At 73.9% G+C, this 20,608-nt stretch carries 26 protein-coding genes and 1 pseudogene; 1 reads left to right on the top strand and 26 read right to left on the bottom strand.

Translation table 11 applies throughout. The features are described 5' to 3' along the window. Window positions 1-503 (bottom strand): annotated as a pseudogene (locus tag ACZ5OX_RS35275) (hypothetical protein); the annotation flags it as partial. Between the two features lie 131 nt (window positions 504-634). Here ACZ5OX_RS35275 and ACZ5OX_RS35270 point away from each other — a divergent pair. After that, window positions 635-1,099 (top strand): hypothetical protein, encoded by a 465-nt coding sequence (locus ACZ5OX_RS35270; protein ID WP_465635896.1) that lies wholly within the window; start codon window positions 635-637, stop codon window positions 1,097-1,099. A gap of 20 nt (window positions 1,100-1,119) precedes the next feature. Here ACZ5OX_RS35270 and ACZ5OX_RS35265 read toward each other — a convergent pair whose 3' ends face one another. The 25 genes from ACZ5OX_RS35265 to ACZ5OX_RS35145 all read right to left on the bottom strand — a co-directional run bounded on the left by ACZ5OX_RS35265 (window position 1,120) and on the right by ACZ5OX_RS35145 (window position 20,504). After that, a complete protein-coding gene (locus tag ACZ5OX_RS35265; RefSeq protein ID WP_465635894.1) occupies window positions 1,120-1,734 on the bottom strand; it encodes a hypothetical protein in 615 nt (204 codons plus the stop codon). A 32-nt stretch (window positions 1,735-1,766) separates the two neighbouring features. Continuing rightward, window positions 1,767-2,300 (bottom strand): hypothetical protein, encoded by a 534-nt coding sequence (locus tag ACZ5OX_RS35260; RefSeq protein ID WP_465635892.1) that lies wholly within the window; start codon window positions 2,298-2,300, stop codon window positions 1,767-1,769. A gap of 49 nt (window positions 2,301-2,349) precedes the next feature. Further along, the gene (locus tag ACZ5OX_RS35255; protein WP_465635890.1) at window positions 2,350-2,604 is read right to left on the bottom strand and encodes a hypothetical protein; all 255 of its coding nucleotides are present in this window, start codon (window positions 2,602-2,604) and stop codon (window positions 2,350-2,352) included. A 92-nt stretch (window positions 2,605-2,696) separates the two neighbouring features. Further along, a complete protein-coding gene (locus ACZ5OX_RS35250) occupies window positions 2,697-3,428 on the bottom strand; it encodes a hypothetical protein (protein WP_465635888.1) in 732 nt (243 codons plus the stop codon). Between the two features lie 113 nt (window positions 3,429-3,541). After that, on the bottom strand, window positions 3,542-4,051 hold the full coding sequence (locus ACZ5OX_RS35245; RefSeq protein ID WP_465635886.1) for an AAA family ATPase: 510 nt from the start codon (window positions 4,049-4,051) through the stop codon (window positions 3,542-3,544). Window positions 4,052-4,299: 248 nt separating this feature from the next. Then, window positions 4,300-4,779, bottom strand: coding sequence for a hypothetical protein (locus ACZ5OX_RS35240; RefSeq protein WP_465635884.1), 480 nt, complete (start codon window positions 4,777-4,779; stop codon window positions 4,300-4,302). A 140-nt stretch (window positions 4,780-4,919) separates the two neighbouring features. Further along, window positions 4,920-5,540: a RapZ C-terminal domain-containing protein gene (locus ACZ5OX_RS35235; RefSeq protein WP_465635882.1), complete on the bottom strand. Its 621-nt coding sequence runs from the start codon at window positions 5,538-5,540 to the stop codon at window positions 4,920-4,922. 290 nt (window positions 5,541-5,830) lie between these two features. Then, window positions 5,831-7,015 (bottom strand): DNA polymerase III subunit beta, encoded by a 1,185-nt coding sequence (gene dnaN, locus ACZ5OX_RS35230; RefSeq protein ID WP_465635880.1) that lies wholly within the window; start codon window positions 7,013-7,015, stop codon window positions 5,831-5,833. A 52-nt stretch (window positions 7,016-7,067) separates the two neighbouring features. Next, the gene (locus ACZ5OX_RS35225) at window positions 7,068-7,688 is read right to left on the bottom strand and encodes a hypothetical protein (RefSeq protein WP_465635878.1); all 621 of its coding nucleotides are present in this window, start codon (window positions 7,686-7,688) and stop codon (window positions 7,068-7,070) included. A gap of 129 nt (window positions 7,689-7,817) precedes the next feature. Next, window positions 7,818-8,369 carry an ATP-binding protein gene (locus tag ACZ5OX_RS35220; protein ID WP_465635876.1) on the bottom strand — a complete coding sequence of 184 codons (552 nt, stop codon included), beginning with the start codon at window positions 8,367-8,369 and terminating at the stop codon, window positions 7,818-7,820. Between the two features lie 114 nt (window positions 8,370-8,483). Further along, window positions 8,484-10,790 carry a hypothetical protein gene (locus ACZ5OX_RS35215; protein ID WP_465635874.1) on the bottom strand — a complete coding sequence of 769 codons (2,307 nt, stop codon included), beginning with the start codon at window positions 10,788-10,790 and terminating at the stop codon, window positions 8,484-8,486. Window positions 10,791-10,800: 10 nt separating this feature from the next. Then, window positions 10,801-11,175 (bottom strand): hypothetical protein, encoded by a 375-nt coding sequence (locus ACZ5OX_RS35210; RefSeq protein ID WP_465635873.1) that lies wholly within the window; start codon window positions 11,173-11,175, stop codon window positions 10,801-10,803. Beyond that, window positions 11,175-13,505, bottom strand: a complete 2,331-nt coding sequence (locus ACZ5OX_RS35205) for a hypothetical protein (protein ID WP_465635871.1) — start codon at window positions 13,503-13,505, stop codon at window positions 11,175-11,177. The genes ACZ5OX_RS35210 and ACZ5OX_RS35205 overlap by 1 nt, the downstream gene beginning before the upstream one ends. A gap of 141 nt (window positions 13,506-13,646) precedes the next feature. Further along, on the bottom strand, window positions 13,647-14,219 hold the full coding sequence (locus ACZ5OX_RS35200; protein ID WP_465635869.1) for a hypothetical protein: 573 nt from the start codon (window positions 14,217-14,219) through the stop codon (window positions 13,647-13,649). Between the two features lie 131 nt (window positions 14,220-14,350). After that, complete coding sequence (locus ACZ5OX_RS35195) at window positions 14,351-14,497, bottom strand: hypothetical protein (protein ID WP_465635867.1); 147 nt, start codon at window positions 14,495-14,497, stop codon at window positions 14,351-14,353. 107 nt (window positions 14,498-14,604) lie between these two features. Next, window positions 14,605-16,824 carry a hypothetical protein gene (locus tag ACZ5OX_RS35190; RefSeq protein WP_465635865.1) on the bottom strand — a complete coding sequence of 740 codons (2,220 nt, stop codon included), beginning with the start codon at window positions 16,822-16,824 and terminating at the stop codon, window positions 14,605-14,607. A gap of 42 nt (window positions 16,825-16,866) precedes the next feature. Then, the gene (locus ACZ5OX_RS35185; RefSeq protein ID WP_465635863.1) at window positions 16,867-17,124 is read right to left on the bottom strand and encodes a hypothetical protein; all 258 of its coding nucleotides are present in this window, start codon (window positions 17,122-17,124) and stop codon (window positions 16,867-16,869) included. Window positions 17,125-17,231: 107 nt separating this feature from the next. Then, entirely contained in the window at window positions 17,232-17,480 is a 249-nt protein-coding gene (locus ACZ5OX_RS35180) for a hypothetical protein (RefSeq protein WP_465635862.1), read from the bottom strand. 116 nt (window positions 17,481-17,596) lie between these two features. Next, a complete protein-coding gene (locus tag ACZ5OX_RS35175) occupies window positions 17,597-17,860 on the bottom strand; it encodes a hypothetical protein (RefSeq protein WP_465635861.1) in 264 nt (87 codons plus the stop codon). Between the two features lie 120 nt (window positions 17,861-17,980). Continuing rightward, entirely contained in the window at window positions 17,981-18,232 is a 252-nt protein-coding gene (locus ACZ5OX_RS35170) for a hypothetical protein (RefSeq protein ID WP_465635860.1), read from the bottom strand. Window positions 18,233-18,478: 246 nt separating this feature from the next. After that, a complete protein-coding gene (locus ACZ5OX_RS35165) occupies window positions 18,479-18,616 on the bottom strand; it encodes a hypothetical protein (RefSeq protein WP_465635858.1) in 138 nt (45 codons plus the stop codon). 5 nt (window positions 18,617-18,621) lie between these two features. Then, a complete protein-coding gene (locus ACZ5OX_RS35160; RefSeq protein ID WP_465635856.1) occupies window positions 18,622-19,032 on the bottom strand; it encodes a hypothetical protein in 411 nt (136 codons plus the stop codon). Between the two features lie 168 nt (window positions 19,033-19,200). Then, window positions 19,201-19,395: a hypothetical protein gene (locus tag ACZ5OX_RS35155; protein WP_465635854.1), complete on the bottom strand. Its 195-nt coding sequence runs from the start codon at window positions 19,393-19,395 to the stop codon at window positions 19,201-19,203. Beyond that, window positions 19,395-19,802 carry a hypothetical protein gene (locus ACZ5OX_RS35150; RefSeq protein WP_465635853.1) on the bottom strand — a complete coding sequence of 136 codons (408 nt, stop codon included), beginning with the start codon at window positions 19,800-19,802 and terminating at the stop codon, window positions 19,395-19,397. The genes ACZ5OX_RS35155 and ACZ5OX_RS35150 overlap by 1 nt, the downstream gene beginning before the upstream one ends. Before the next feature lie 117 nt (window positions 19,803-19,919). Next, window positions 19,920-20,504 (bottom strand): hypothetical protein, encoded by a 585-nt coding sequence (locus ACZ5OX_RS35145; protein WP_465635851.1) that lies wholly within the window; start codon window positions 20,502-20,504, stop codon window positions 19,920-19,922. Window positions 20,505-20,608 lie beyond the last annotated feature (104 nt).

Below are 20,608 nucleotides of genomic sequence, written 5' to 3'. Positions count from 1 at the left end.
GAGGCCAGCTCGTAGTAGCGTTGGGGTCCATCAGACCGCCGCTGCGAGCTGGCGACCTGCGACTTCTCGCCCGTCTGATGCAATTCCCGAGCCTTTGCATAGCCCTCGGTGGTGGCGACGCTGACGTGCTTGAGCGCGATCTTCGCCGCCAGGAGTCCACCGGGCCGGTTCGCCATCTCCACGGCGAGGGTGCGCCGCAGCCGCCGCAGGTTGACGCTCCCCTCGGGGATCGGGGCCAGACCCAGCCGGCGGCCGTCGGGGCCGTTGACCCAGTCCCGCAGGAGCGGGTAGTAGCGGTAGAAGGCGAGCTTGGGGAACAGGACGGGGCTGTTTCGCGCCGGATCCAGGAGGTCGGCGGCGAGAGCGGCCGCCCGGTACGCCTCCTCGACGGTGACCCACTCCTCCGGGGTCCCGCCGAGCTTCTGCCCCTTGATGAGGGTGCTCCGCAGCCGGTAGCGGACCCGGCCGCCGCCGAGGTCCTGCGGCTCAACCCGGCAGTCCACGGGAAGCTCGTTCAATACTGGCGGGAGGGGGTTATTCCGACCATGCACTATTCCCTCGCGAAGGGCTGTCGCGAAGGGCTGTCCCGTTTAAGCAGATGAGGTGGCGCTGGCGGTCGCGGTACGGTCCCTTGGTGGAGCTCTTGAACCCCGCCTGCCCGCTGCACGGACCCGGCATCGACCCCTCGTCTTTGGTCGGCAGTCGGCTCGTCGAGGTACTGGCGTCCTGGCACACATACGACGGGCGCCGCGGGGATGCCCCAGTCGAGATGTGGCTGATCGACGATCGGGGCAGGTCCACCAACATCGCCAGCGGCACCGACTGGTGCCTCATGGTCGATTCCTCCCGGCCCGATGACGGCGTCGACATGGGCGACTGGGGCAGGATCGACGTCCTGCCCGTACGTGACGAGACACCGCTGGCGCCCCACCTCGGCGAAGTTCTGATCGGCGTCCGGCAGGAGTGGGAGCCCGCAACAGGGCGCGTGGCGCTTGAGCTGGACTTCCCATCGGGAAGCGTCCGCTGCGAGAGCTGGAGCGGTGACCTCCGTGTCCTGACCGTGGACCGGCCCGCGGGCCCGATAACGCCAATGCCGTGATCTTGGAGTGGCTGGTGTGATCACGGCGTTGGAGCCGTCCTGGATAGCCCCGTCGCCCACAACACCGTCGGTTCGTCCGAGTCCGGCTCAGCGTGCCGGTGGCTGCCCCCGCTCAGCGGGGAGTCGGCGCCACCACGGCGCCCCGCTCCAGGCCGTCTGCTCCCAAGGAGATGGTCAGCCGTGTCCTGGGCACAGTCGTCGGGTGCTCCGATCGCCGTGAGCGCGGCGTTCACGCGTGCTGGCGCCTCCGGCGGCAACTCGTCGTCGGCGAGCAACGGCAGCAGGAGCAGGAGTCGGGCCGCGGTGTCATGCACGCCGACGGCGGTCAGGTCGGGCGTCTCGGCGATGTGCATGATGTCACGCCAGGACAAGCCCGGCCCGTACCAGTCGCCGTCAAAGCTGGCCAGCTCCTCTGCCCGAGGCCAGCCTGCTCGGGTCAGCAGGTAGTCGATCCCGAAGTCACCAACGAGGTTCCGGTACACGACGACGGTGCTGTGACCGCCTTCGAACGGGATGCGGAACGCCGGCCAGGCCTGGTCGTCCAGAAGAACCTCGGCCAGGGCGTCGGTGTCCGCGCCATCGTCACCGAACCACTCGGGTGCCGGCCGGACCTCACCCGAGACGGGCCGGCACATGGCCAGAAGGTGGTCCTCCTCGGGTGCTGGGCCTACAGGAAGGTGAGCTGGTCCTCGTCCGGGGTGGGGGCGTCCTCGGTTCGCGTCTGGGCGCGGGCTTCGTCGTGGGCGTCGTCGGTGCGGTCGCAGACCAGCCGGCCGTCGGAGAGCCCGCCCCATTCGCGGCTGCCGACGGCGTCCTCGACAGCGGCCTCGGGGGAGTCGTGGTGGGGGATGAACTCGTCTTCGACCAGGTCGCCGCAGACGCTGCACTTGGCGGTCCAGCACAGCGACGGCACCGCGATGCCGGCGCCCGGGCGGGCCACACCTTCGCGGCGCCAGGCGTAGCCGTGGTGGAGGACCAGGGCGTGGCTGACGGGCTCACGGGGGGAGCCGTCGTCCAGGTCGGCGGCCAGGGCGTTGTGCTCGGCGGCGGCCATCAGGGCGGTGGCGAGGTCGGGCATCGGCAGGAGGGTGTCGGGGCCGGTGAGCCACAGCTCCCAGGGCCGGTCCGGGGTGCCGGGGCGCAGCCGCTCGTCCGGGTCGGTGGCGTAGAGGCCGTGGCGGGGGATTGGCGTGATCGTCATGGTGTCTCCTTCGACGGGTCGGCTTGGTCCGCTGGGTGCTGGCGGGTGGTCAGGCGTGGCTGGCGGTGGGGCGGTGGAGGAGGAGCTGGAGGGCGGCGGTGATGTTGGGGTGCTCGCCGGTAGCCGGCCTGCCGCAGTTGAAGCAGTCCTGTTCTCCGCCGGCCCAGGAGGTCTCGCAGGGCGTGCAGGTGTAGTGGCGGCGGCCGGCGGGTCCGGCGTACGGGTCCGAGGAGACGATCGGGAGGGCGATCAGGACGGGCTTCTGGTCGGCGGCCGGGGTGCGGAGGGTGGCGGTGCGGGCCATGGCTGTGGTCTCCCTGGTCTGGGCTGCGGGGTGGGGAGGAGAAGCGATGGGTCGGCCCGTGGGGGAGGGCCGACCGGGGACGGCGCCGGCGGCTACAGGAGACCGGCGGCGTGCGCCTCGGCCTCCTGGTCGCGGCCGTCGTCCTCGTCGGCCTGGTCCTCGCCGTCGGCGGCCTCGGTGGAGCGGAGCTCGGCGATGGCGAGGTCCTGGCCGATGGTGGCCCACGGGTCGTCGTCCTGGTCCTCGCCGTCGGCGGGCTGCGCCGCGTCCACCGTGGGGCTGTCCAGGAGCGCGACCAGCTCGCTGATGCTGTGGACCGGCATGGGCGGCCGGTCGTCCTGGACGAGCAGGTAGGTGCGGGAGCTGTAGCCGTCGCGGTCGGTGGGGCGCGGGACGGAGAGCAGGTGGACGGTGGTGGTGATCTCGCACGTCGCGGTGCCGTCCGGCCGCCCGGTCCAGACTCCGGGCTTCGTGAGCGAGCCGAGGCCGTAGTCGAGGCGGGCCGCGCCCGAGGCGGCGCGCTGCGCGGCGTCGGCCACCAGGTCAGCGGCCAGCTGCTCGGGCGTCGGTGCCGGAACGGCCTCGCGAACCGCGCCGCTGCGCCGGCGCAGCGGGGCGAGGGCGCGGTAGGCGATCTGGTCGGTGAAGAGGGCGGCGAGGGTACCGGCGGCGAGGGCGAGGGTGATGCGGGTCTCGGGCCGGTGGGTGGTCAGGGTGCGGTAGGTGATGAGGCCGGTGGCGGCCGCGGCGGTGACGGTGGCGGTGCTGTCGGCGGTGTCGAGGGCGGTGCTCAGCAGGCGGGCGCGGGTCGTCTGCTCGGTCATCAGGTACCTCCGAGGGAAGCGGCGGGGTGGGCCGGGCGGCCGCGCCGCGCACCACGGCGCCCCGCCCGCCGGGCCTGGATGGCACCGGAGGCGGGGCGCGGTGGTGGGCAGCGTCAGTGCCCGGTGCGGTGGTGGCGGATCTCGTCGAAGCCTTCGTGGAGGAGGAGGGCGCGGGCGGAGCGGGCCATGCGGTGCTGGTAGCGCAGGACATCGTCCGGCACCCGCTGGTGGTCGGGCCTGCGCGAGTTCCGTGCGAGGCACAGGTCGAGCGGGGCGTCGGTGAGGACCGCGACGGCGCGGCGCCCGTGGGCGTGAGCGAGGTCGACCAGCTGGAGCCGGTGATGGGCCTCGCAACTGACGTTGTCGATGTACGTCGTCAGGCCCCGGCGCAGCCGCACGTTCAGGATCTGGTGCTGGAGGAGGAGGGCGTCGGCCGTCGCGGCCTGGTCGCCGGGCTCGGAGACGACGGCGCGCAGCTGGTCGAGGCTGACGATCTGGTGCGGCGGCACGGTGAGCAGTGCGGTGGACTTGCCCGAGCCGCTGGGGCCGATCATGACGACGACGTCGCCGGGTTCGACGGGGTCGAGGGTGCGGGCTTGGGGGGTGGCGAGGTTGGTGGTCACGGCGGTTGACTCCGGGGCGGGGTGGGGTGGGTTAGTGGGTGGTCAGACGGCGGCGGACAGGAGCGCTGCGGCGGAGACGGCGAGGACGGCGACCCTGTCGGCCGGCTCCGCGCACCACAGCGCCCCGCACGGCCGGGCCTGGTGTGCGGGGCGCGGGGCCGGTGTGCAGCGTCAGCGCCCGGAGCGGCTGACCGCCGGGTGGAGACGCCTTTCCGGTGTGGGGCTGGTGGGCGGCCCCGGGGTGGCGGTCAGCGGGCGAGAACGGCGGCGGCGATGGTCTCGAAGCCGTGGTGGACGGCGCCGTCCATGCAGTACGCGCCGTTCATGCCGTGGTCGGCGAGCCGGTAGAAGTTGCCCTTGCCCGTGGTGTCGGCGAACTTCTCGAGAAGGCCTCCGGGGACCCGGCGATCGATGGCGTAGTGCGTCAGCCCGCTGATGGCGAGGGCGGCGGCCAGCTGGACGGGGCGCAGGCGCAGGCCGAGCGCGCGGGCGCCGAGCAGAAGGGCCGCGGCCTGGGTGGCCGAGTAGGTCAGGCAGTGCAGGGCGCAGGCCCGGCGGCCGGCGGCGGTGCCGTGGACGTTGCCGTCGCTGTCCTTTACGGGGGCGGCGTCGGTGGCGCCCTTGGTGCGAGCGCAGTGATCGCTCTGCACGAGGTGGTCACCGATGTCCGCCCCGACGCGGAGCAGGGCGTAGGCGGCGGCGAAGCGGGCGCTGCGGGTGGTGGTCATGGCGGGTACCTCCGTGGTGTTCGGGGTCGGCCGGACGGCCGGCGCCGCTCGCCACCAGGCCCCGCCGCCCCGCGGCCTGGCTGGCCGGGGAAGCGGGGCGTGTTGGTGGGCAGCGTCAGCACCCGGCGGGGGTGGGGTGGTCAGTCGTCCTGCTCGCCGGGGGAGGGGCGGGTTCGGGGGTCGTGCCAGCAGACGCGGGTGTGGCCGATGGCTTCGGCGACGTAGCCGGTGCTCATCAGGGAGCCGGACCGGTTGATGCGGTAGCGCAGCTCGTTGAGCATGTGGGCCATTTCCGCCGGGTCGGTGAGGTCGGCGGTGCCGTGGAGCGGGGGTTCGACGACGTCGCGGCCGACGTGCCGGTGGGTCAGGATCACGCTCGCGCCGAGGTCCTGGAGCAGTCGGCCGGTCTCGCGGCCGACGGCCACACTGCGGTGCCTGCCGCCGCGGCAATAGACATGGATGCGGACCGTCTCTCCGGGCAGCGCAGTGTGCTGGGCCAGGGCCCGGCTCACGGTGCGCTCCACGATCTCGCGGGCGCCGGGGGTGGCGAGGACGTAGTCGAAGACGTGCTGGTCGAGGCCGGTGGACTGGATCATCTGCTCGCGCACGGCGGGGTCCTCGGGCGGATTACGCAGGGCGGTGGTCAGGTCGACGGTGAGGGCGTCGCCGGGCGGCGGGTCCTGGTGGAGGGTGCCGTAGGTGGTGACCTCGACCTCGAAGGGCGTGGCGGCGAGATGGTCGTCCCAGGTCGTCGTGCTCAACACCGTTCTCCGATCTGGTGGTGGTGTCGGCCGGGCGGCCGCGCCGCGCGCCACCGCGCCCGCCGTCCCGGCCTGGTTGGCCGGGACGGCGGGCGCGGTGGTGGGCAGCGTCAGTGCCCGGAGGCGAGCAGGCCGGGTAGGCCGCCGCCCCAGGAGGGTGCTGGTCAGTTCTGGTCGTCGGGGCGGCTGGTGCGGCGCCCGTCCCGGTCGACGACCAGCACCGTCTCGATGCGCGGCTCGGCGGCAGGGTGGTCAGGCCGTGAGGCGGACCGGCAGCGGACGGGCCGGGGTCAGCCGGAGAGGCGGACCGGCATGACCAGGTACTGGTAGGTGGCGTCGTTGCCGTCGCCGAGGCGGCCGGCCAGGTACGCGGGCTTGTGCGGGTGGCGCACGTGCAGCTCGGCCTCGCTGGTGCCGAGCGCTTTCAGACCGTCGATCAGGAACTGCGGGTTGAAGGCGAGGGCCAGACCGTCGGCGGCGCCGTCCGCCCGGCCGGTGGTGTGGGCGGGGATCCGGTCGCTGGCCTGGGCGTCGTCGCCGGAGCCGGCCTCGACGCGCAACTGCTCGCCGCCGGGCTCGACGACCAGGCGCACGGGGGTGTTGCGGGTGGCGACGAGGGCAACGCGCTGGATGGCGGCGACGGCCTCGGCGACCGGGACGGCGATGGCCATCGGCCACTCGCCGTCGAAGAAGCCGCCCATCTTCGGGAACTCGTAGCCGTCGAGCAGGCGGGTCATGTAGGTGCGCCCGCCCGGGATGGACAGGCCCAGCAGCCCGTCCGACCAGTGCAGGGTCAGGGTGTGCTCGCCCTCCAGGGCCTTGGCGGCCTCGGCGAGGTTCTTGGCGGGCACCAGCGCCGCCACCTCCTCGCTGTCCTTCTTCCCGCCGCGCTTCGCCGGGGCCGGCATCGTGCCGGTCGGACGGACCCTGAGTTCCTTGTGGGCCATGCGGTAGCGGTCGGTGGCGTCCAGGTGGAGCAGCTCGCCATCCAGGCGCAGCTTGATGCCGGTCAACGCCGGGAGGGCGGTGTCGGTGGAGGCGGCGACGGCGACCTGGGCGACCGCCTCGGCGAGGCCGTCGGCCTGGACGGTGGCGACCGGGTCCGGCAGGGCGACGGTGGCCGGGTACTCGTCGACGGGGAGCACCGGGAGGGTGAAGCGGGCCGCGCCGCAGCCGACGGCCAGGCGGGCGCCGCCGTCGACCAGTTCCAGGTCCACGTCGGTGGTCTTGGGCAGGCGGGAGCAGATGTCGGTCAGGAGCCGGCCGGGCACCAGCGCAGTGCCGTCGTCGGCGACCTCCGCGGAGACGGTCGCGGACGTGTAGACCTCGCCGTCGGCGGCCGACAGGCGCAGGCCGCCGTCGCCGGTGGCCAGGAGCATGCCGAGCATGACCGGGACCGGCGCGCGGGACGGGAGGGCCTTGGCGGTGTAGGAGACGGCGTCGGCGAGGGCGGAGACGGGCAGGCGCAACTTCACGGTGGTGCCTTCCGAGGCGATAGTGGTTTGTTGTCGGGCGGGGCGGAGCCGGTCAGCCCTCGTCGTTGGGGCCGAAGGGCGCGCAGGTGGGGTAGCCGGTGTCCAGCAGCAGGCAGTCGCCGTAGTCGGCGGCGTGGTCCAGGACGAGCTCGTCGGTGCCGGCCCAGCCGTCGACGACGGCCATCACGGGGGCGTGGTCGGGCAGGTCGGCCAGGACGGCGGCGAGGTCGCCGACCGTCAGCACTCCGGCCAGGGCCGTACGGCGGGGCACGGAGGGCTGCGAACCCGGCGCTTCGCCGTCGGCGGCGGGCGCGGGCAGGTGGAGGTCGAGGGCCAGGGCGTTCGGGTCGGGGTCGGGCGCGGTGGTGTGCAGGACCAGGGCGCCGTCCCAGGTGGTGGAGCGCACCGGCCAGGCGGCGCGGCGGTTCGACTGCGGGATGCCGGAGACGACCATCAGGTGCCCGGGCATGTCCGCGATGCGGGCGGTGAGGTCGCCGACGGTGAGGCGGGCGGCGCTGTAGGGGGTGCCGGTGATCCGCCAGGGGGCCTGGCGGTCGACCGGGGGGCGGTGGCGGGCGGCGTCCTTGATGGCCTCGGTGATGGCGGTGACCGCGGCGGCGCCGATCTCCTCGGGGCTGGCCGGGTTGGCGGTGACGGTGACGGTGGTGTGCACGACGTCCTCCAGGCGAATTGCGGTGTCGGCCGGTCGGCCGGCCCCGTCCCCGGAAAGCGGCCCGCCCGCCCGGCCGCGGCGTGCGGCGGGGCGGGCGGGTGCGGGCCGGGGGCGAGACCGGCGGGCCGGTCAGACGAGCGAGCGGGCCGCGTGCGGCAGGACGGTCGCGGTGCCGTCGTCGATGCGCTCGCGCAGCTCGGGCGGTGCCGGGTGTGCGGGGGTGCCGTGGACGGTGAGGCCACCGGCGAGGAGCCGGGTGCGGAGGGTGTGCGGCCACACGTCCAGGTACAGGGTGCTGGTGGCGACGACGGTCTCGATGGCGAGTGAGCGACCGATGGTGACGATCTCCTGGAGCTGGGCGGCCCGGTCGGGCTGCTGGCGCAGGAGGTGGTCGGCCCGGTCGATCAGCAGCAGGACGCGCGGCTGCTCGGGGGTCGGGGTGTGTGCCGTCCTCTTCTTCTGCCGGGCGGCGGCGGTGCGCCGGTGGGCGAGGTCGAGGACCTGGCCAAGGAGCTGCCCGGCGTCCTGGAAGCCGACGTGACAATCGGCGCCGGTCAGCTCGCCGCGGGGGGTGATGGCCCAGGTGGTGGTGGCCGGGTCGGTGGCGGCCTGGGTGATCAGCTGCTGGAGGTGGTGGGTCTTGCCGGAGCCGGTGGTGCCGACGATCAGGTGCGTGGACATGGTGCGGGTCCTTTCGGTTGACGGGTGGTCGGGGCGGGTGGCTGGTCGTTGTCCGGGAAGCGGTCCGCCCGCCCGGCCGGCGTTCGGCCGGGCGGGCGGACGGATCAGCCGGGGTCAGAGGCTGTCGGCGAACTCCGGCACGCTGTCGCGGTCGGGGTTGTTGTGGAGCGGCAGGCCGTATTCGCCGGCGCCGCGGCGTACCAGCGTCTTGGTGCCGGCGAGCTTGGAGCAGGTGTTCTCGACGGTCTTGCGGGTGACGCCGGTGATCGTGGTGATCGCGTCGAGGCTGAGGTAGCCGATCTCCTCGTTCAGGGGGTCGCGCTGCTCGTCGAGGGCGCGGAGAATCTTCTCCTTGGCGGTGGGCTCCTTGGTGAGGACGGCCGGGGCGGGGCCGGGTTCCCAGCTGGTCCCGCCGTCGGCGGCGGGGCGTGCGGCGGGGTCGATGGGGGTGGCGGCGATCAGGTCGCGGTCGTCCCAGCCGGGGAAGTCGTGGGGGATGGCGATGTTCGCGGGGTCGAAGAGGCCGGCGGCGGATTCGAGGATCCAAGCGCGCATCATCTCGGCGCGCTCGTCGGGGCCGACGACGTAGCCGACGCCGAAGGTCCTGCGCGGGTCGTCCTCGGGGACGGTCGGGTCGTAGATGAGCGAGTCGTCGCCGCCCTGCCAGTAGGCGGGGATCTTCGACGGGTCGGCGCCGTCGAAGCTGTCGGGCAGGTCGACGCGGTTCTTCTGCGCCCCGTCGGACCTCAGCAGGATGAGGGCGCCGCCGTAGAAGATGTTGTCGCGGATGCTGGTGTCGGAGCCCATCTTGTCGAGGTTGAGGATCTGTCCGCACAGCACGGCGGCCATGCCCAGGGAGCGGCCCTGCTCGGCGATGGCGGCGACGATCATCGCGGCCTCCGCCAGGTGGGGGCTGTTCTCACCGAGGAGCTGCGCGAACTCGTCCAGCACGAGCGCGATGAACGGCATCTCGTCGCTGGCGGCGAAGTTCTTCATCCGCAGCTCCTGGGACTGCTTGATGCGGTGCCGCAGGATCGCGTACGCCAGGCGCAGGGCGCCCATGGCGCCCTCGCGGCCGCAGCCCGCGAACGACGCCATGTCCTCCACGTCCGGGTTGCTGGAGCCCTTGGGGTCGGCGTAGATGATCGCCACCTTGTTGACGTGGTAGGAGAGGCAGACGAGCTGCAGGACGCCGCCCTTGCCGGAGCCGGTGACGCCAGCGACCAGGACGTGCCGGGCGCCGCCCTTCGGGTCGAACAGCTGGACCCTGGACGGGCGGCCGCTGATGCCGGTACCCAACCGCACGAAGCCGTTGGCGTTCACACGCAGCGCCTCCGGGCCGGGCAGGGCGACGCCCTCCTCCAGCGGCGAGCGCAGCATCTTGCGGACCTTGGCCCGGCGCGGGTCCGCGGTCGGCTCGAAACTCACGAGCAGCGGCGTGGTGCGCAGGGCGCCGGCGAGCTGGTGGGCGTCGGGGACGGTGACGGTGTCGGTGTCCTCGTCGGCGACGACCCACGCGGCGACGCCGCCGGTGGCCGGGTCGTCGACCAGGCCCTCCAGGTGCGTGCCGGGCACGCACCCGCCCCTGCGGGCGACGCGCTGCATCCACAGCGTCTCCAGCTCACTGTGCTGCGCCTGGTCGGCGGGCGGGGCGACCAGGTCGACGTGGATGGTGCGGGAGCTGGTGTGAGGGCCCTCCTTGATACGCACCCAGGCCGCGGGGATGCGATAGACGCCGGAGACGGCGTCGGGGGAGACGTTGACCGGCCGGCCGGGGGCGGCTTCGACGACGCCTTCCCACGCCTGGGGGCCGTGGGCGGTGAGGGCCAGGTGCTCGCCGGGGTGGGTGCCGTACTCGCCGGAGATGTGGGCGTGCCACAGCTCCAGGACCTTCCGGGCCCCGGGCGGGATCTGGTCCGGCGTCTGCTCCGCCGGCTGCCGCGCCGGTGCGGCCTTGCGCCGGGTGCGGCCGCTCGTCAGGACCCGGCGCAGGGAGAAGCCGACGAACGCGACGCTGCTCCACCAGGCCACGGACACGAAGCCGGCGACGGACGGCATCTGCATCCACCCGGCGGCCAGGGCGTCGATACCGGGCAGGCCGCTGACCGTCGCGGTCGCGGCCGCCGTCGCCGTGGCCACCGCCGAGACGAGCAGCGGGCGCCGGTGCGCGCGCACGATGTCGCCGCCCGGCACCGCGTCCAGGGTCTGATCGGCGATCAGCCCCAGGTGGTTCGCCCCGGCGACCACGATGGGCACGGCGAGGAACGTGTCCATGGTCGCCATGGCCTGTGCCTGCAGCAGCGGCATCACCGCGGCGGTGACCATCGGCGCGGCGACCTCGCAGACGGCGAAGGCCTTCTCGACGGACGCGCTGCGCACCGCCTGCGCGGTGGGGGTCGGGGTGGCGTGGTCGGTGGTCACGGCTTTTCTCCTATTCCTGGGTGTACCAGCTGGCCTTGGCCATGGGGACGGTGGAGCGGTCGACGGCCTGCTGGATGCCTTCGTGCACGCGCATGGCCTCCTGGTCGGCGTCCGTCGCGGCGAGGGCGGCCTCGTCGGCGGCGCCCTCGTAGGCGAGGGCGGTGACGGACAGGCCCTGCATGATCCTCGACACCTCGCGGGTCTCGGAGACCGTGGAGGAGTCCACCTTGAGGGCGGCGATCTGCTCGGCGATCCGGCCGGTGTCCGTCGCCTCGCCGCTCAGGAGGCGGGCGTGCTTCTTGTGGGCCTCGGCGTCCTTCCTGATCTCCCGGGCCAGCGCCCGGACCTGCCTGCGCAGCTCCCGATAGGTCATCGAGGCGGCCATCAGATGCCCTCCTTGTCCTGGTAGAACTCGCGCTCGGCGGGGCTGGTGAGCGGCGAGTCGACGACGGCCCTGTAGATGACGCCGTGCCGCTTCTCAGCGTTGGCGGCCAGGACGATGACGGCCTCGGCACCGCGGGCGGCGCCCTTCTCGATCTCCTCGGTACGGGCCCGCAGCGTCTGGGCGCGTTCGGTCAGGCGCTGGAGCTTGGCAAGCAGCCGCTCCCCGCCCTTGACCTCCCGGGCGTCCTCGGTGAGGCGCTGGGCCCGGAGGGCCTGCTCGGTGGCCCTGGCCCGGGTGTCCCTGCTGCCCTCGGCGACCTTCGTCAGGACCGGACGCTTGGCGGCCATCCGCGCCTCGAACTGGCGGAGCGTGCGAACCTCGCCGCGGCTCAGGCGGTGCTCGGCGCCGTCGGCCTTGAACAGGACGAGACCCGGGCCGACGGCCAGGGCCCGCGCGGGTTCGGCCTGCGGCCGGTCCGTCGGCGCCTCGCCGGGAGCCGGGGGAGGTCCGGACGGGCGTGGCGGGTGGGCCGGGCGCGGCGGAGCGACGGCTGGGCCGGCCGTGGCCGTCGCGGGCGGGGGTGCGGGGGGCTTCTTCGCCAGGTCGGCGGTCGATCCGCTGACCGGGGCCATCCCCGCGGGTTTGGGCTCGTTCATCGTCACCTTTCTGTCCGGCCGGGCGGGACGGTTCATCGGGTTCAGGTCCGGCTTCCCGGCGCCGCCCGCCCGTGCTTGGGCTGCTGCTTGGGTACGGAACTTGTCCTTCTGGCCTCCCGGCTGGCCGTGGTCCAGGACCGGGCGGGCGTGCTGCGGACGGCCCGCGTTCACGGAGCCCGCGGCCCGGCCGAACTTGGTGGCCAGGCCCTTCGCGTCGACCGCCTTCGCCGGGTCGGCGGTCGGGCCGCCGGCCTTCGCCCCCAGGAACTTGCTGTCCGCCCCCTTCGCGGCAGCCGCCGTCGTGGGAGCCCCGGGCCTGCGGGCCCCGGGCGTACGGGGCCCGGGCATGGGAGCCCCGGGCGTGCGGCCGTCGGACGACGCCGGGCCCCAGGTCTTCACCAGGCTGCTGGCCTTCGCACCCAGGAACGCGCCCTTGGCCGGCTTCGTCTCGGCCCGGCCACCCGGGCCGGCCGGGCCACCCGGTGCCGGTCCCGGGCCCGGCGCGGTGCCGCCCGTCGGCCCGTCCTTACCGGCCTTCGCCTTGCCGGCGCCGGGGACGTCGTCGCCGCCCGCCTTCACGGGGCCCTCGGGCTTCAGCGTCTTCCTGCCGCCGCTGTCGCCCTTGCCGGTCTTCGACGACTCACCGTCAGCGCCCTTGCCGTCCGGCGCCCCGGCGGCCTTCCCACCGCCGGGGCCCTTGCCGTCCTCGCCGGTCTTCGACGCGGTGTCGCTCTTCGAGGCCTTGGCGTCGGCGGTCTTGCTGCCGGTGCTGCGGGTGTCCTCGCCGGTCTTCGACGCGGTGTCGCTCTTCGAGCTCTTCGTGTCGGCCGTCTTCGCATCCGACCCTTTGGAGGTCTTGTCATCCCGGTGGTGCTTGTCGTCCCGGCCCGTCTTCGACGTCGAGTCGTCCTTCGAGCTCTTCGTGCCGGCGGCCTGGGTGGCGGACGAGTTCGAGCTCTTGTCATCCCGGTGGTGCTTGTCGTCCCGGCCGTCCTTCGAGGCCTTGTCGCTCTTCGACGCCTTGGTAGCCGCCGTCTTCGCGTCGGTACTGTCGGCCTTGCGGACGTCCCGGTTGTCCTTGCCCTGGTGCTGGTGGGTCTTGTTACTCAGATCGGCGACCTTGGCGTCGCGCTGCGAGCGGTGCTGCGCCGTGTTCTCGTTCTTGGCGTTCCGGTCGGACTTGTTGGTGTTGGTGGTGGAGGTGCCGGAGACCCGGGTCTCCTTGACGTCGTGGGTGCGCTTGATGGTGGTGGCGGTGCCGGTGCGGCCCAGGCGCTGGGCGAGGGCGCGGACCAAGGCGCCGAGGGGACCGTCGTCGGCGCCGGACTTGCCGCCGGATCCGGCGGCGTCGTCCTTGCCGGTGCCCTTCGAGGTGCCGGCGGTTTCGGGACCGTCGTCGGCGCCGGACTTGGGGCCGAAGTCGGCGGTGGTGCCGAGGACGGAGCGGGCGGGCTGGACGGGGGCCAGGGCCCGGGCGAGGGTGCCCGGCCCGGTCCCCGTCCGGGGCCCCGCGGCCGCCTCCGAAGCGGGGCTCGCGGCCCCCTCCCCGGGGACGGCGATGCCGTCCGCAGAGGGGGGCGGCGGGGTGGCGGGGGTGCCGTCGGCGGGCGCCCGCAGGACCGTGGGCGGGTAGTCGGGCGGGGGAGGAACCGCCGGATCAGCGGGTGACACCATCTCAGATTCCTTACTCTCGGTGACTTCCCACCCATTCCCACCCACCCGGAGAATCCCCGCCCCCAGGGCCGTGACCGGCCCTGGGGAACGGGGAAGGACTGTTTCGTGGGTGGGTGGGAAAGGGTGGGAAGTCACTGACGGTTACTTACGGGCGAAGCGCCTCTTCATCCAGCCGCCCGCCACGAGGACGCCCGCGCCCCCCAGGACGGCCAGGCCGACACCGGAGGTCGAGGCGTCGCCGCCCTCGCTCGCGGCCACCTTCTGGGAGGTGTTGACCATGCCCGGGGAGTCGACCGCCGGGTACGCCTTGGCGCAGTCGGCGACAGCTCCGTAGGCGCCGGCGGCCTTCGCGACGCACGCCTGGACGGCCTCACGGCGGGCCTTCTGCGCGTCGCTCTCCACGCTGCTGGTCTTCGCCAGTTCGGCCGCCGTCGCGGCGTCCTGCTTCTGCCGCTCCAGGTCGATCCGCGACTGGTCGAGGGCGATCTGCGCCTTCTTGACCTCGGCGTCGGCCTCGGCGGAGGCGTACTGCGACCAGGCGAACATCCCGGTCGCGACCAGGACGACCGCCCCCGCGGCCACACCCGCCTTCGCGCGGGGGGACAGGCGGGCGTTGGGGGCGTAGGCGCCGTGCAGCGGCGGCGACTGCTTCCAGGACGGGATGCTGCTGATGTCGTACGCGGGGTCGTTGTAGACCGAATCACGCTCGGCCATGACGTGCTCTCCTTCTCTGTTCGGTGGTGCTCGGCGCGCCGGGGCCGGACGCCTTCGCCGGCCACCGGGCCCGTCAAGGGGCCCGGTGACCAGCCGAGATGCCCGGATCTCGATGGGGGGTGGACAGCCGGTCAGCGACGACGGCGCAGCCGGGGGTGGCACCACCAGCAGTCGGGGCCGTGCTCGGTCTCCGTGAGGGCGTGGGCCACGGCGATGGGCGTGACGATGGCCATGACGCCGGCCACGATCATCACGGCGATGCCGATCAGGGTGCTCATCAGCTGCTCCTTGTGCTCTGTACGGTGGTGCTCGGCGCGTCGGCGCCTTCGGCGGTCACCAGGGCGCTTCCTTCGCCCTGGTGTCACCGGAGAGGCCGAGTGCTCAGTCAGCCCGTCTTGGCGAGGTCGCGGTAGGCGGCCACGCGTCGGGAGGCGGTGGACTTGGAGACGCCGAGCTCTTCGGCGATGGGCTGCAACGGCAAACGCTCGGGCGGGCCCTGGTGGCGTTGCACGTGCCGGGTGATGACCTCGATGTCGGTCTCGGTCAGGACCCGTGCAACGCTCACGGTTGTTGCACCACCGGTCCCCGTTGCAGCGGCGGGCGTTGCAGCAGGCCGGGGCGTTGCAGCCGTTGCAGCCGCCCCATTGCGTCCCGTTTCACCGGCCGCCAGTGCCAGCCGCGTTGCACCGCCGACGGTTGCACGACTCGCGCCACCTGCGGTTTCACCCACGGCTGCGGGTCGTGCAACGGGCGCGGACGGGGCAGCCAGCACCACGGCCGGGGCGGAGTGGACCGGGACCGTTGCAGCGCCCGTTTCAGGCCCATCGGGCTCCGTTGCAGACGCCTCGTCCGCCGGGGCGGTGTCATCGTCGTGCGTTGCAGGGGCATGCGGGATGAGCGCGTGGACGCGCCACACGACGATCGGTGCGATGCATGCAACGGCGACGATCAGCTGCCATTGCGCGTGCCACTTTCCGTCGGCGCCCAGCGCGACTCCGAGGAGGTGGGCGTCGGCGATGTGGTAGATCGCGTTCGCGAGGATCATCGTCATCAGCGCGACGACGACTTCCTTCGCCTTGCGGGCGCGGATCGCGGACATCGCCCACACGTCGATGCACACCGGCAGCAGCCAGCCGATCGAGGCCGGGATGCCGACCAGCACCGCCAGCGCGTACTCGCCGCTGGCAGTGAGGCCGACACCGGCGCCCAGCGCCAGCCACGGCGCCTTCGTCCACGCCCAAGCGGTCAGCTGGGTGGCACGGCGCCGGGCCCGCGCGGGAAGGCCGCGCTTGCGCGCCGCCTGCTTGGCCGCGATCCGCCGCTCCTCCGCGACCAGCACCGTGACCCTGGCCTCGGCATCGACCACCTGCTGGGCCGCCCCGCCGATGATCTGCTCGGCCTCGATGCGGGCCTGGTTCACGATCCGCTGCGCCTCGCCCTCCGCCTTGCCGCGCGCGGCCTTGGCCTGGCGCTCCACCTCGGCGGCCCGGCCCTCGGCCGCGGTGCGCAGCGAGTCGGCGTGCTGCTGGCCGCGCTCGCGCAGGCCGGCGGCCTGGCGGGCGGCTTCCTCCCGGATGGTCTCGGCCTCGTTTTCCGCTTCTTCGCGCAGTCGTTCGGCTTCGGCCTGGGCGGCCTCGCGGATCTCGTCCGCGTCCGCCCTGGCCGTCTCCTCCAGTCGCGCGCGCAGTTCCTCGGCCTGACGGCGCAGTTCCTCGGCCTGGGCCTCGGTGGCGTCGGCGAGCTCGCGGGCCTTGGCGGCGGCGGTGTCGCGGATGCGCTGGGCATCGGCGGCCGCGTCCGCGCGGGCCTGGTCGGCGGCGGTCAGGGCGTCGCGGCAGGCCTGGTCGGCCAGCGCCCGACGGCCCGCCAGGTCGCGCTCGGCCTCGGCCTGGTAGGCGTCGACCCGGGTGCGGGTGCGCTCCAGGGCCTCGGTGGCGTCGGCGAGCTGCTCGCGGGCGGTGGTGAGGTCGGAGTCCGCTTTGCGGCGGATCTGCCGGGCCTCGGTCTCGGCGGCCTCCACGATCTGGCCGGCCGTCTCGGTCGCGTCCGCGATGATCTGTTCCGCGCGGCGTCCGGCCTTGGTCTCGGCCTCGGCGGTGAGCACTGCGGCCGCCTGCTCGGCCTGCGCCTTGGCGTCGGCCAGCAGCTGCTCCGCCTCGGTGCCGGCGGTGGCCCGGATCTCCTCGGCGCGGGTCTCGGCGTCGGCGAGCGTCTTCGCGGCGCTCGCCTTCGCGTCGGCGAGCAGCTGCTCCGCCTCGGCGCCGGCGGTGGCCGCGCCCTGCTGGCGCAGTGCCTGGGCGTCCTGCTCGGCTCCGGTCAGGAGGTCGGCCGCCTGCTGCCGGGCTCCGTTCAGGATCTGCGTCGCCTGCTCGTCGGCGGCCTGGGTGAGGGCGGCGGCGTCGGCGGTGGCCTGCTCGGCCAGGCCCAGGAGGTCGGCGGCGCGGTCGCGGGCGTCGGCCAGGGCGGCGCGGGCCTGGTCGAGTACCGCGTCGACAACGTCGGGCACCGGGGCGGTGGCGGGCTGCTCGACCGCGGCCGCGGTGGTTTTCTTCGTGGGGGGCTTCGCCGCGGTCGTGCGGCGCGCCGGGGTGCGTCGGGTCGCCACGAGGGCTCCTCCTCTCTATATGCGCGCGGGGAGCGCGGCGGGTCAGCGGCGGTGGAGCCAGGCGAGGCGGTCGGCGTTGCCGTCGGCGTCCATCACCAGCCGGACGTAGCGGGCGACCTCCTCACCGCGGGCGCAGCAGCCGGGCCAGGTGAGGGCGGCGGCGAAGGTGCCGGTGCGAAAGGCGTCGGCGGCTTCCTGGTCGCCGTCGGCGATCCGGGCCCTGATGTCGCGGGTCAGCTCTCGGTGGCTCAGGAACTCCGTGACGGTGTCGGTGATGACATCGCGCAGGCGCTCGAACATCGGGCTTCTCCTCTCGGTCCGCCGGAGTCGGCGGGCGGTGCCGTCGGGCACCGTCGAACGCCCCCGCAGCCGGTGAGCCGGTGGCGGGGACGAACGGCGGTACCCGGTCAGATCCGGTTGGGCTGGAGGTCGAAGTAGATGACGTTCGCGCGGGCCAGCTCGGGCTGCTGCTGCACGATGCTGTCGCGGATCGCCTTGTAGAAGTCGGCGCGGGTCCAGCCGGGGGCCGGGGTGTGGGTGCCCTCGGTGGTGAAGACTTGGAAGCCGTTCCCGAGGGACGCCTGCAGGGTGAGGATGAAGTGGTAGGAGCCCTGCGCGGCGGGGGCCTGCGGCTGGGCGGTGGTGGTCTGGGACATCAGCTGCTCCCGAGGTTGGAGGGACGGTGCGTCGGGCACCGACGAACGGCGCCGCGCCCAGCGCCCGCAGGTGCGGGGGCGGGGCGCGGCGGCGAACGACAGCAACCGCGGTCAGGTCAGAGGCACGCGAGGGCGTAGCGGTCGGCGAGCGCCGCCTGGCGGCGCAGTCCGGTGGCGATCTCGGTGGCCTGGTAGTCGCCGTCGGCGAGGCCTTCCAGGCAGCGGACGTAGGCGCCGGCGGCGGTGAGGATCGCGGGCAGGGTCATCAGGAAGCGCTGGAGGGCGGGCGGCGCGTCGATGGTGAGGGTGGACAGGGCCTCCAGCTCGGCGATGAAGTCGGGGCCGAACTCCGCGTCGGACAGCGGGTCGATCAGGGACATGGACGTCTCCTCGCTTGGTGTGGGTGGCGCGGTGCGTCGGGCACCGACGCCCGGCGCCGCGCCCGAGCCCCGTCAGTGCGGGGCGGGGCGCGGCGGCGAACGACAACAACCGACGGCGGGTCAGGCCAGGGCGGCGAGGCGCCGCAGCGCGGCGACCTGGTCGGGGTGGGCGGCCTCGTGCAGGAAGTGCCGCTGCTCCAAGAGCGCCCCGCCGGTGACCGGCTGCTCCAGGACCGGGTCGGCCCAGGCGGCGAGGTCGCGGGCGTCGAGCTCGTCCATGTACGCGACGGACTCGGCTTGGTCGGCCTCCTCGTAGGCGGCGTTCATCGCGGCCAGCTCGGCCTGCTGGCGCTCGTACTCCTCGATCGTCATCACGGTGCTCTCCTTCTCTCCTACTGGGGGTACGGCTACTGCTGCTGCCCGGCCTTCTCGGCCTGGGCCCGCTCGTGCATCTCGCGGGCCCGGCGCAGCAGCTCGTCCATCTGCCGCTGGGTCCAGGCTTGGTCCTCGGGGCTGCTCACCGGTCATCGCCGGCGGGGGTGGGTGCGGGCGGGGTCGGCGGGGTGGACGGCTTGGTGCCGGTGCCGTTGGCGTACGCGCGGCAGACGTGGACGGTGGTCACTGAGTTCCTCCCTGGGCGGCCTGCTGCTGGCGGAGCTGCTCGGCGAGCGCGCGCTCGGCGGCGTGCTGAGCGGCGAGGCGGTCGGCTTGTTCCTGGATCTGGCGCTGGAGTTCGGCGATGGCCTGGGCGTCCATGGCGGTCAGCCGGCGAGGGGGAGGGTGTGGAGGGTGGCGATCGTGGAGGTGGCGGTCGGGAGCGGCCGGGGCTGGGCGGGGACGGTGGTGGTCCGGGCGGCGAGGGTGTCCAGGACGTCGGGGGCCTCGGCGCGCGGGCGGGCCTGGGGGAGTCCGGCGGGCCACTCGCGGGTACGGACGGAGCGGACCCGGCGGGCGGCGCTGTCCAGCAGGACGAGGAGGCCGTCGAGGCCGTAGTGGTTGGTGGGGTAGTGGCCGGCGGCGACCTCGGCCCACACGTCCTGCGTGAGGTCCTCGTCCAGGCTGGTGGCGTCGGGGCCGATCGCGGCGAGGCGCTCGGTGGCGGCGGCGCGGAGGGGGGTGGAGTAGCGGTGGTAGAGGTCGTCGAGGTCGATCTGGGGGATGATGGGGGACACGGTCGTAGTCCTCTCCTGGGTGGGTGGTGCGACCGGCGACGGCTCCCGGGGGCGCAACCCCGGGGGCCGTCAATTTGCGCGCTGGCTGCCGTACGGGCGGCCACGGCCGCCGCCCACCCGGTGATCGGGTCGGCGACGGCCGTGGTGGTCCGTGCTGCTGCTGATGGGTCAGGCCGGGCGACGCCGGGACCAGGTCTCCTCCGACCCGGGAGCGGTGCCGAGGTACTGCCCGATGAGGTAGTTGGGGACGACGGCCGCGCACTCGTGCCACGACGGCCGGCCCCGCTCCGACGGGACGCGGGCCACACCGTGCTCGGCACCGTCACGGGTACGGGCCAGATAGGCAACCAGGTGGATGCGCATCAGGCCGCCGCGAGCTGCGGGCGGCGGTGCTCGGCGGCGCGGCGCGGGCGGGGAAGCGGCCGGTGGCCGGCGCTGTCCGCGGTGGCGAGGGCGAGCTCGGCGATGTCGACCGGGTCGGCGGCGGTGTCGAGCCGGCCCGCCGGGCACGCGTCCGGCTGGTGGTGGAGGCGGGCGACGAGGAGGTCGGCGAGTGTCTCCAGGCGGTCCAGGAGCTCGGTGAAGGTCAGGTCGCGGGTGGCGGTGACCTCGGCGGCGTACAGCCACAGGTCACCGCACAGGTCCTCGACCGTGTCCGTGCTGGTGTCCAGGCCGGCCTCGTCCAGCAGCTCGTGCACGAGCTCACGCAGGCCCGGCCCGTACCAGGTGAAGGCCTCGGCGAGCAGCTCGGCGGCGGGGATGTCGGGCAACGTGGTCTCCTCGGGGACGGTCTCGCGGGGCGGGTTGCTGTGCGGAGCGCGACGGCCGCCGCCCACCCCGGTAGGTCGGGGTCGGCGGCGGCCGTCGTTCGTGCTGCTGGCGGTGGGTCAGGCGGCGAGGCGGGAACGCTTCCGGTGCTTCCGAGGCGGCTCGGTGGCCACGCCACCGGGCAGGGGCAGCGAGAAGAGCGGGCCCCGCGCGCCGTACAACGGCTGCTGCCTCAGCGCGTCCGTCACGAGCGTGCTGACGCGGGCGGCCTCCCAGCCTCGGGCGCGCTTCCTCGCGGCCTGCCTGGCGGACTCGGTGGGCTCGGCCGGGCGACCCTGCGCGATGTGGAGCACCGCCGGGGCCTGCGGGGCCTTGACCTTCTTCAACACCGTGGTCGGCCGACGGGCGGCGGTCTCGGTGAGGCCGTCTTCGGTCCGCGTCACCCACTGGGCGACGGTGAGGTCGATCTCGATGCGCTGGCCGCTGCCGGGGCACCGGGTGTCGCGCCGGACCAGGTTGCCGTCGATGTCGCGCAGGTCGCGGCCGAGGTCGGTGGAGCGGTGCGCCGGGATCATCGAGCGGGTGAGCTTGCGCCAGGTGCGGCAGTCGGGGCAGACGACGGTGACGGGCTCGCCGGGGTGGAGGGTGATGTCGGACGGGTTGAGCTTCGTGGCCTTCAGGGCGGGCCGGCCGTTGTGGCGCACTGGGAGTCTCCCTCGGTCTCGGGAATGGCGGGGCGGTTGAGTTCTCCGACCGCCACGGCCGAAGGGGCCGTGGAGAGCGGGCAGCGCAACCGCTGCGTAAGGAC

The organism is Kitasatospora sp. NPDC032121, from assembly GCF_055580145.1.
The sequence above is the reverse complement of the archived record's forward strand: the minus strand, read 5'-3'. Positions and strand labels throughout refer to the sequence as shown.

Coding starts and splice junctions, on each gene's coding strand:
- ACZ5OX_RS35265 (WP_465635894.1), bottom strand. CDS start 1,734: ATGTGCCGGCCCGTCTCGGGTGAGGTCCGGCCGGCACCCGAGTGGTTC.
- ACZ5OX_RS35260 (WP_465635892.1), bottom strand. CDS start 2,300: ATGACGATCACGCCAATCCCCCGCCACGGCCTCTACGCCACCGACCCG.
- ACZ5OX_RS35255 (WP_465635890.1), bottom strand. CDS start 2,604: ATGGCCCGCACCGCCACCCTCCGCACCCCGGCCGCCGACCAGAAGCCC.
- ACZ5OX_RS35250 (WP_465635888.1), bottom strand. CDS start 3,428: ATGACCGAGCAGACGACCCGCGCCCGCCTGCTGAGCACCGCCCTCGAC.
- ACZ5OX_RS35240 (WP_465635884.1), bottom strand. CDS start 4,779: ATGACCACCACCCGCAGCGCCCGCTTCGCCGCCGCCTACGCCCTGCTC.
- ACZ5OX_RS35220 (WP_465635876.1), bottom strand. CDS start 8,369: ATGTCCACGCACCTGATCGTCGGCACCACCGGCTCCGGCAAGACCCAC.
- ACZ5OX_RS35210 (WP_465635873.1), bottom strand. CDS start 11,175: ATGGCCGCCTCGATGACCTATCGGGAGCTGCGCAGGCAGGTCCGGGCG.
- ACZ5OX_RS35205 (WP_465635871.1), bottom strand. CDS start 13,505: ATGGTGTCACCCGCTGATCCGGCGGTTCCTCCCCCGCCCGACTACCCG.
- ACZ5OX_RS35200 (WP_465635869.1), bottom strand. CDS start 14,219: ATGGCCGAGCGTGATTCGGTCTACAACGACCCCGCGTACGACATCAGC.
- ACZ5OX_RS35195 (WP_465635867.1), bottom strand. CDS start 14,497: ATGAGCACCCTGATCGGCATCGCCGTGATGATCGTGGCCGGCGTCATG.
- ACZ5OX_RS35185 (WP_465635863.1), bottom strand. CDS start 17,124: ATGTTCGAGCGCCTGCGCGATGTCATCACCGACACCGTCACGGAGTTC.
- ACZ5OX_RS35180 (WP_465635862.1), bottom strand. CDS start 17,480: ATGTCCCAGACCACCACCGCCCAGCCGCAGGCCCCCGCCGCGCAGGGC.
- ACZ5OX_RS35175 (WP_465635861.1), bottom strand. CDS start 17,860: ATGTCCCTGATCGACCCGCTGTCCGACGCGGAGTTCGGCCCCGACTTC.
- ACZ5OX_RS35170 (WP_465635860.1), bottom strand. CDS start 18,232: ATGACGATCGAGGAGTACGAGCGCCAGCAGGCCGAGCTGGCCGCGATG.
- ACZ5OX_RS35165 (WP_465635858.1), bottom strand. CDS start 18,616: ATGGACGCCCAGGCCATCGCCGAACTCCAGCGCCAGATCCAGGAACAA.
- ACZ5OX_RS35155 (WP_465635854.1), bottom strand. CDS start 19,395: ATGCGCATCCACCTGGTTGCCTATCTGGCCCGTACCCGTGACGGTGCC.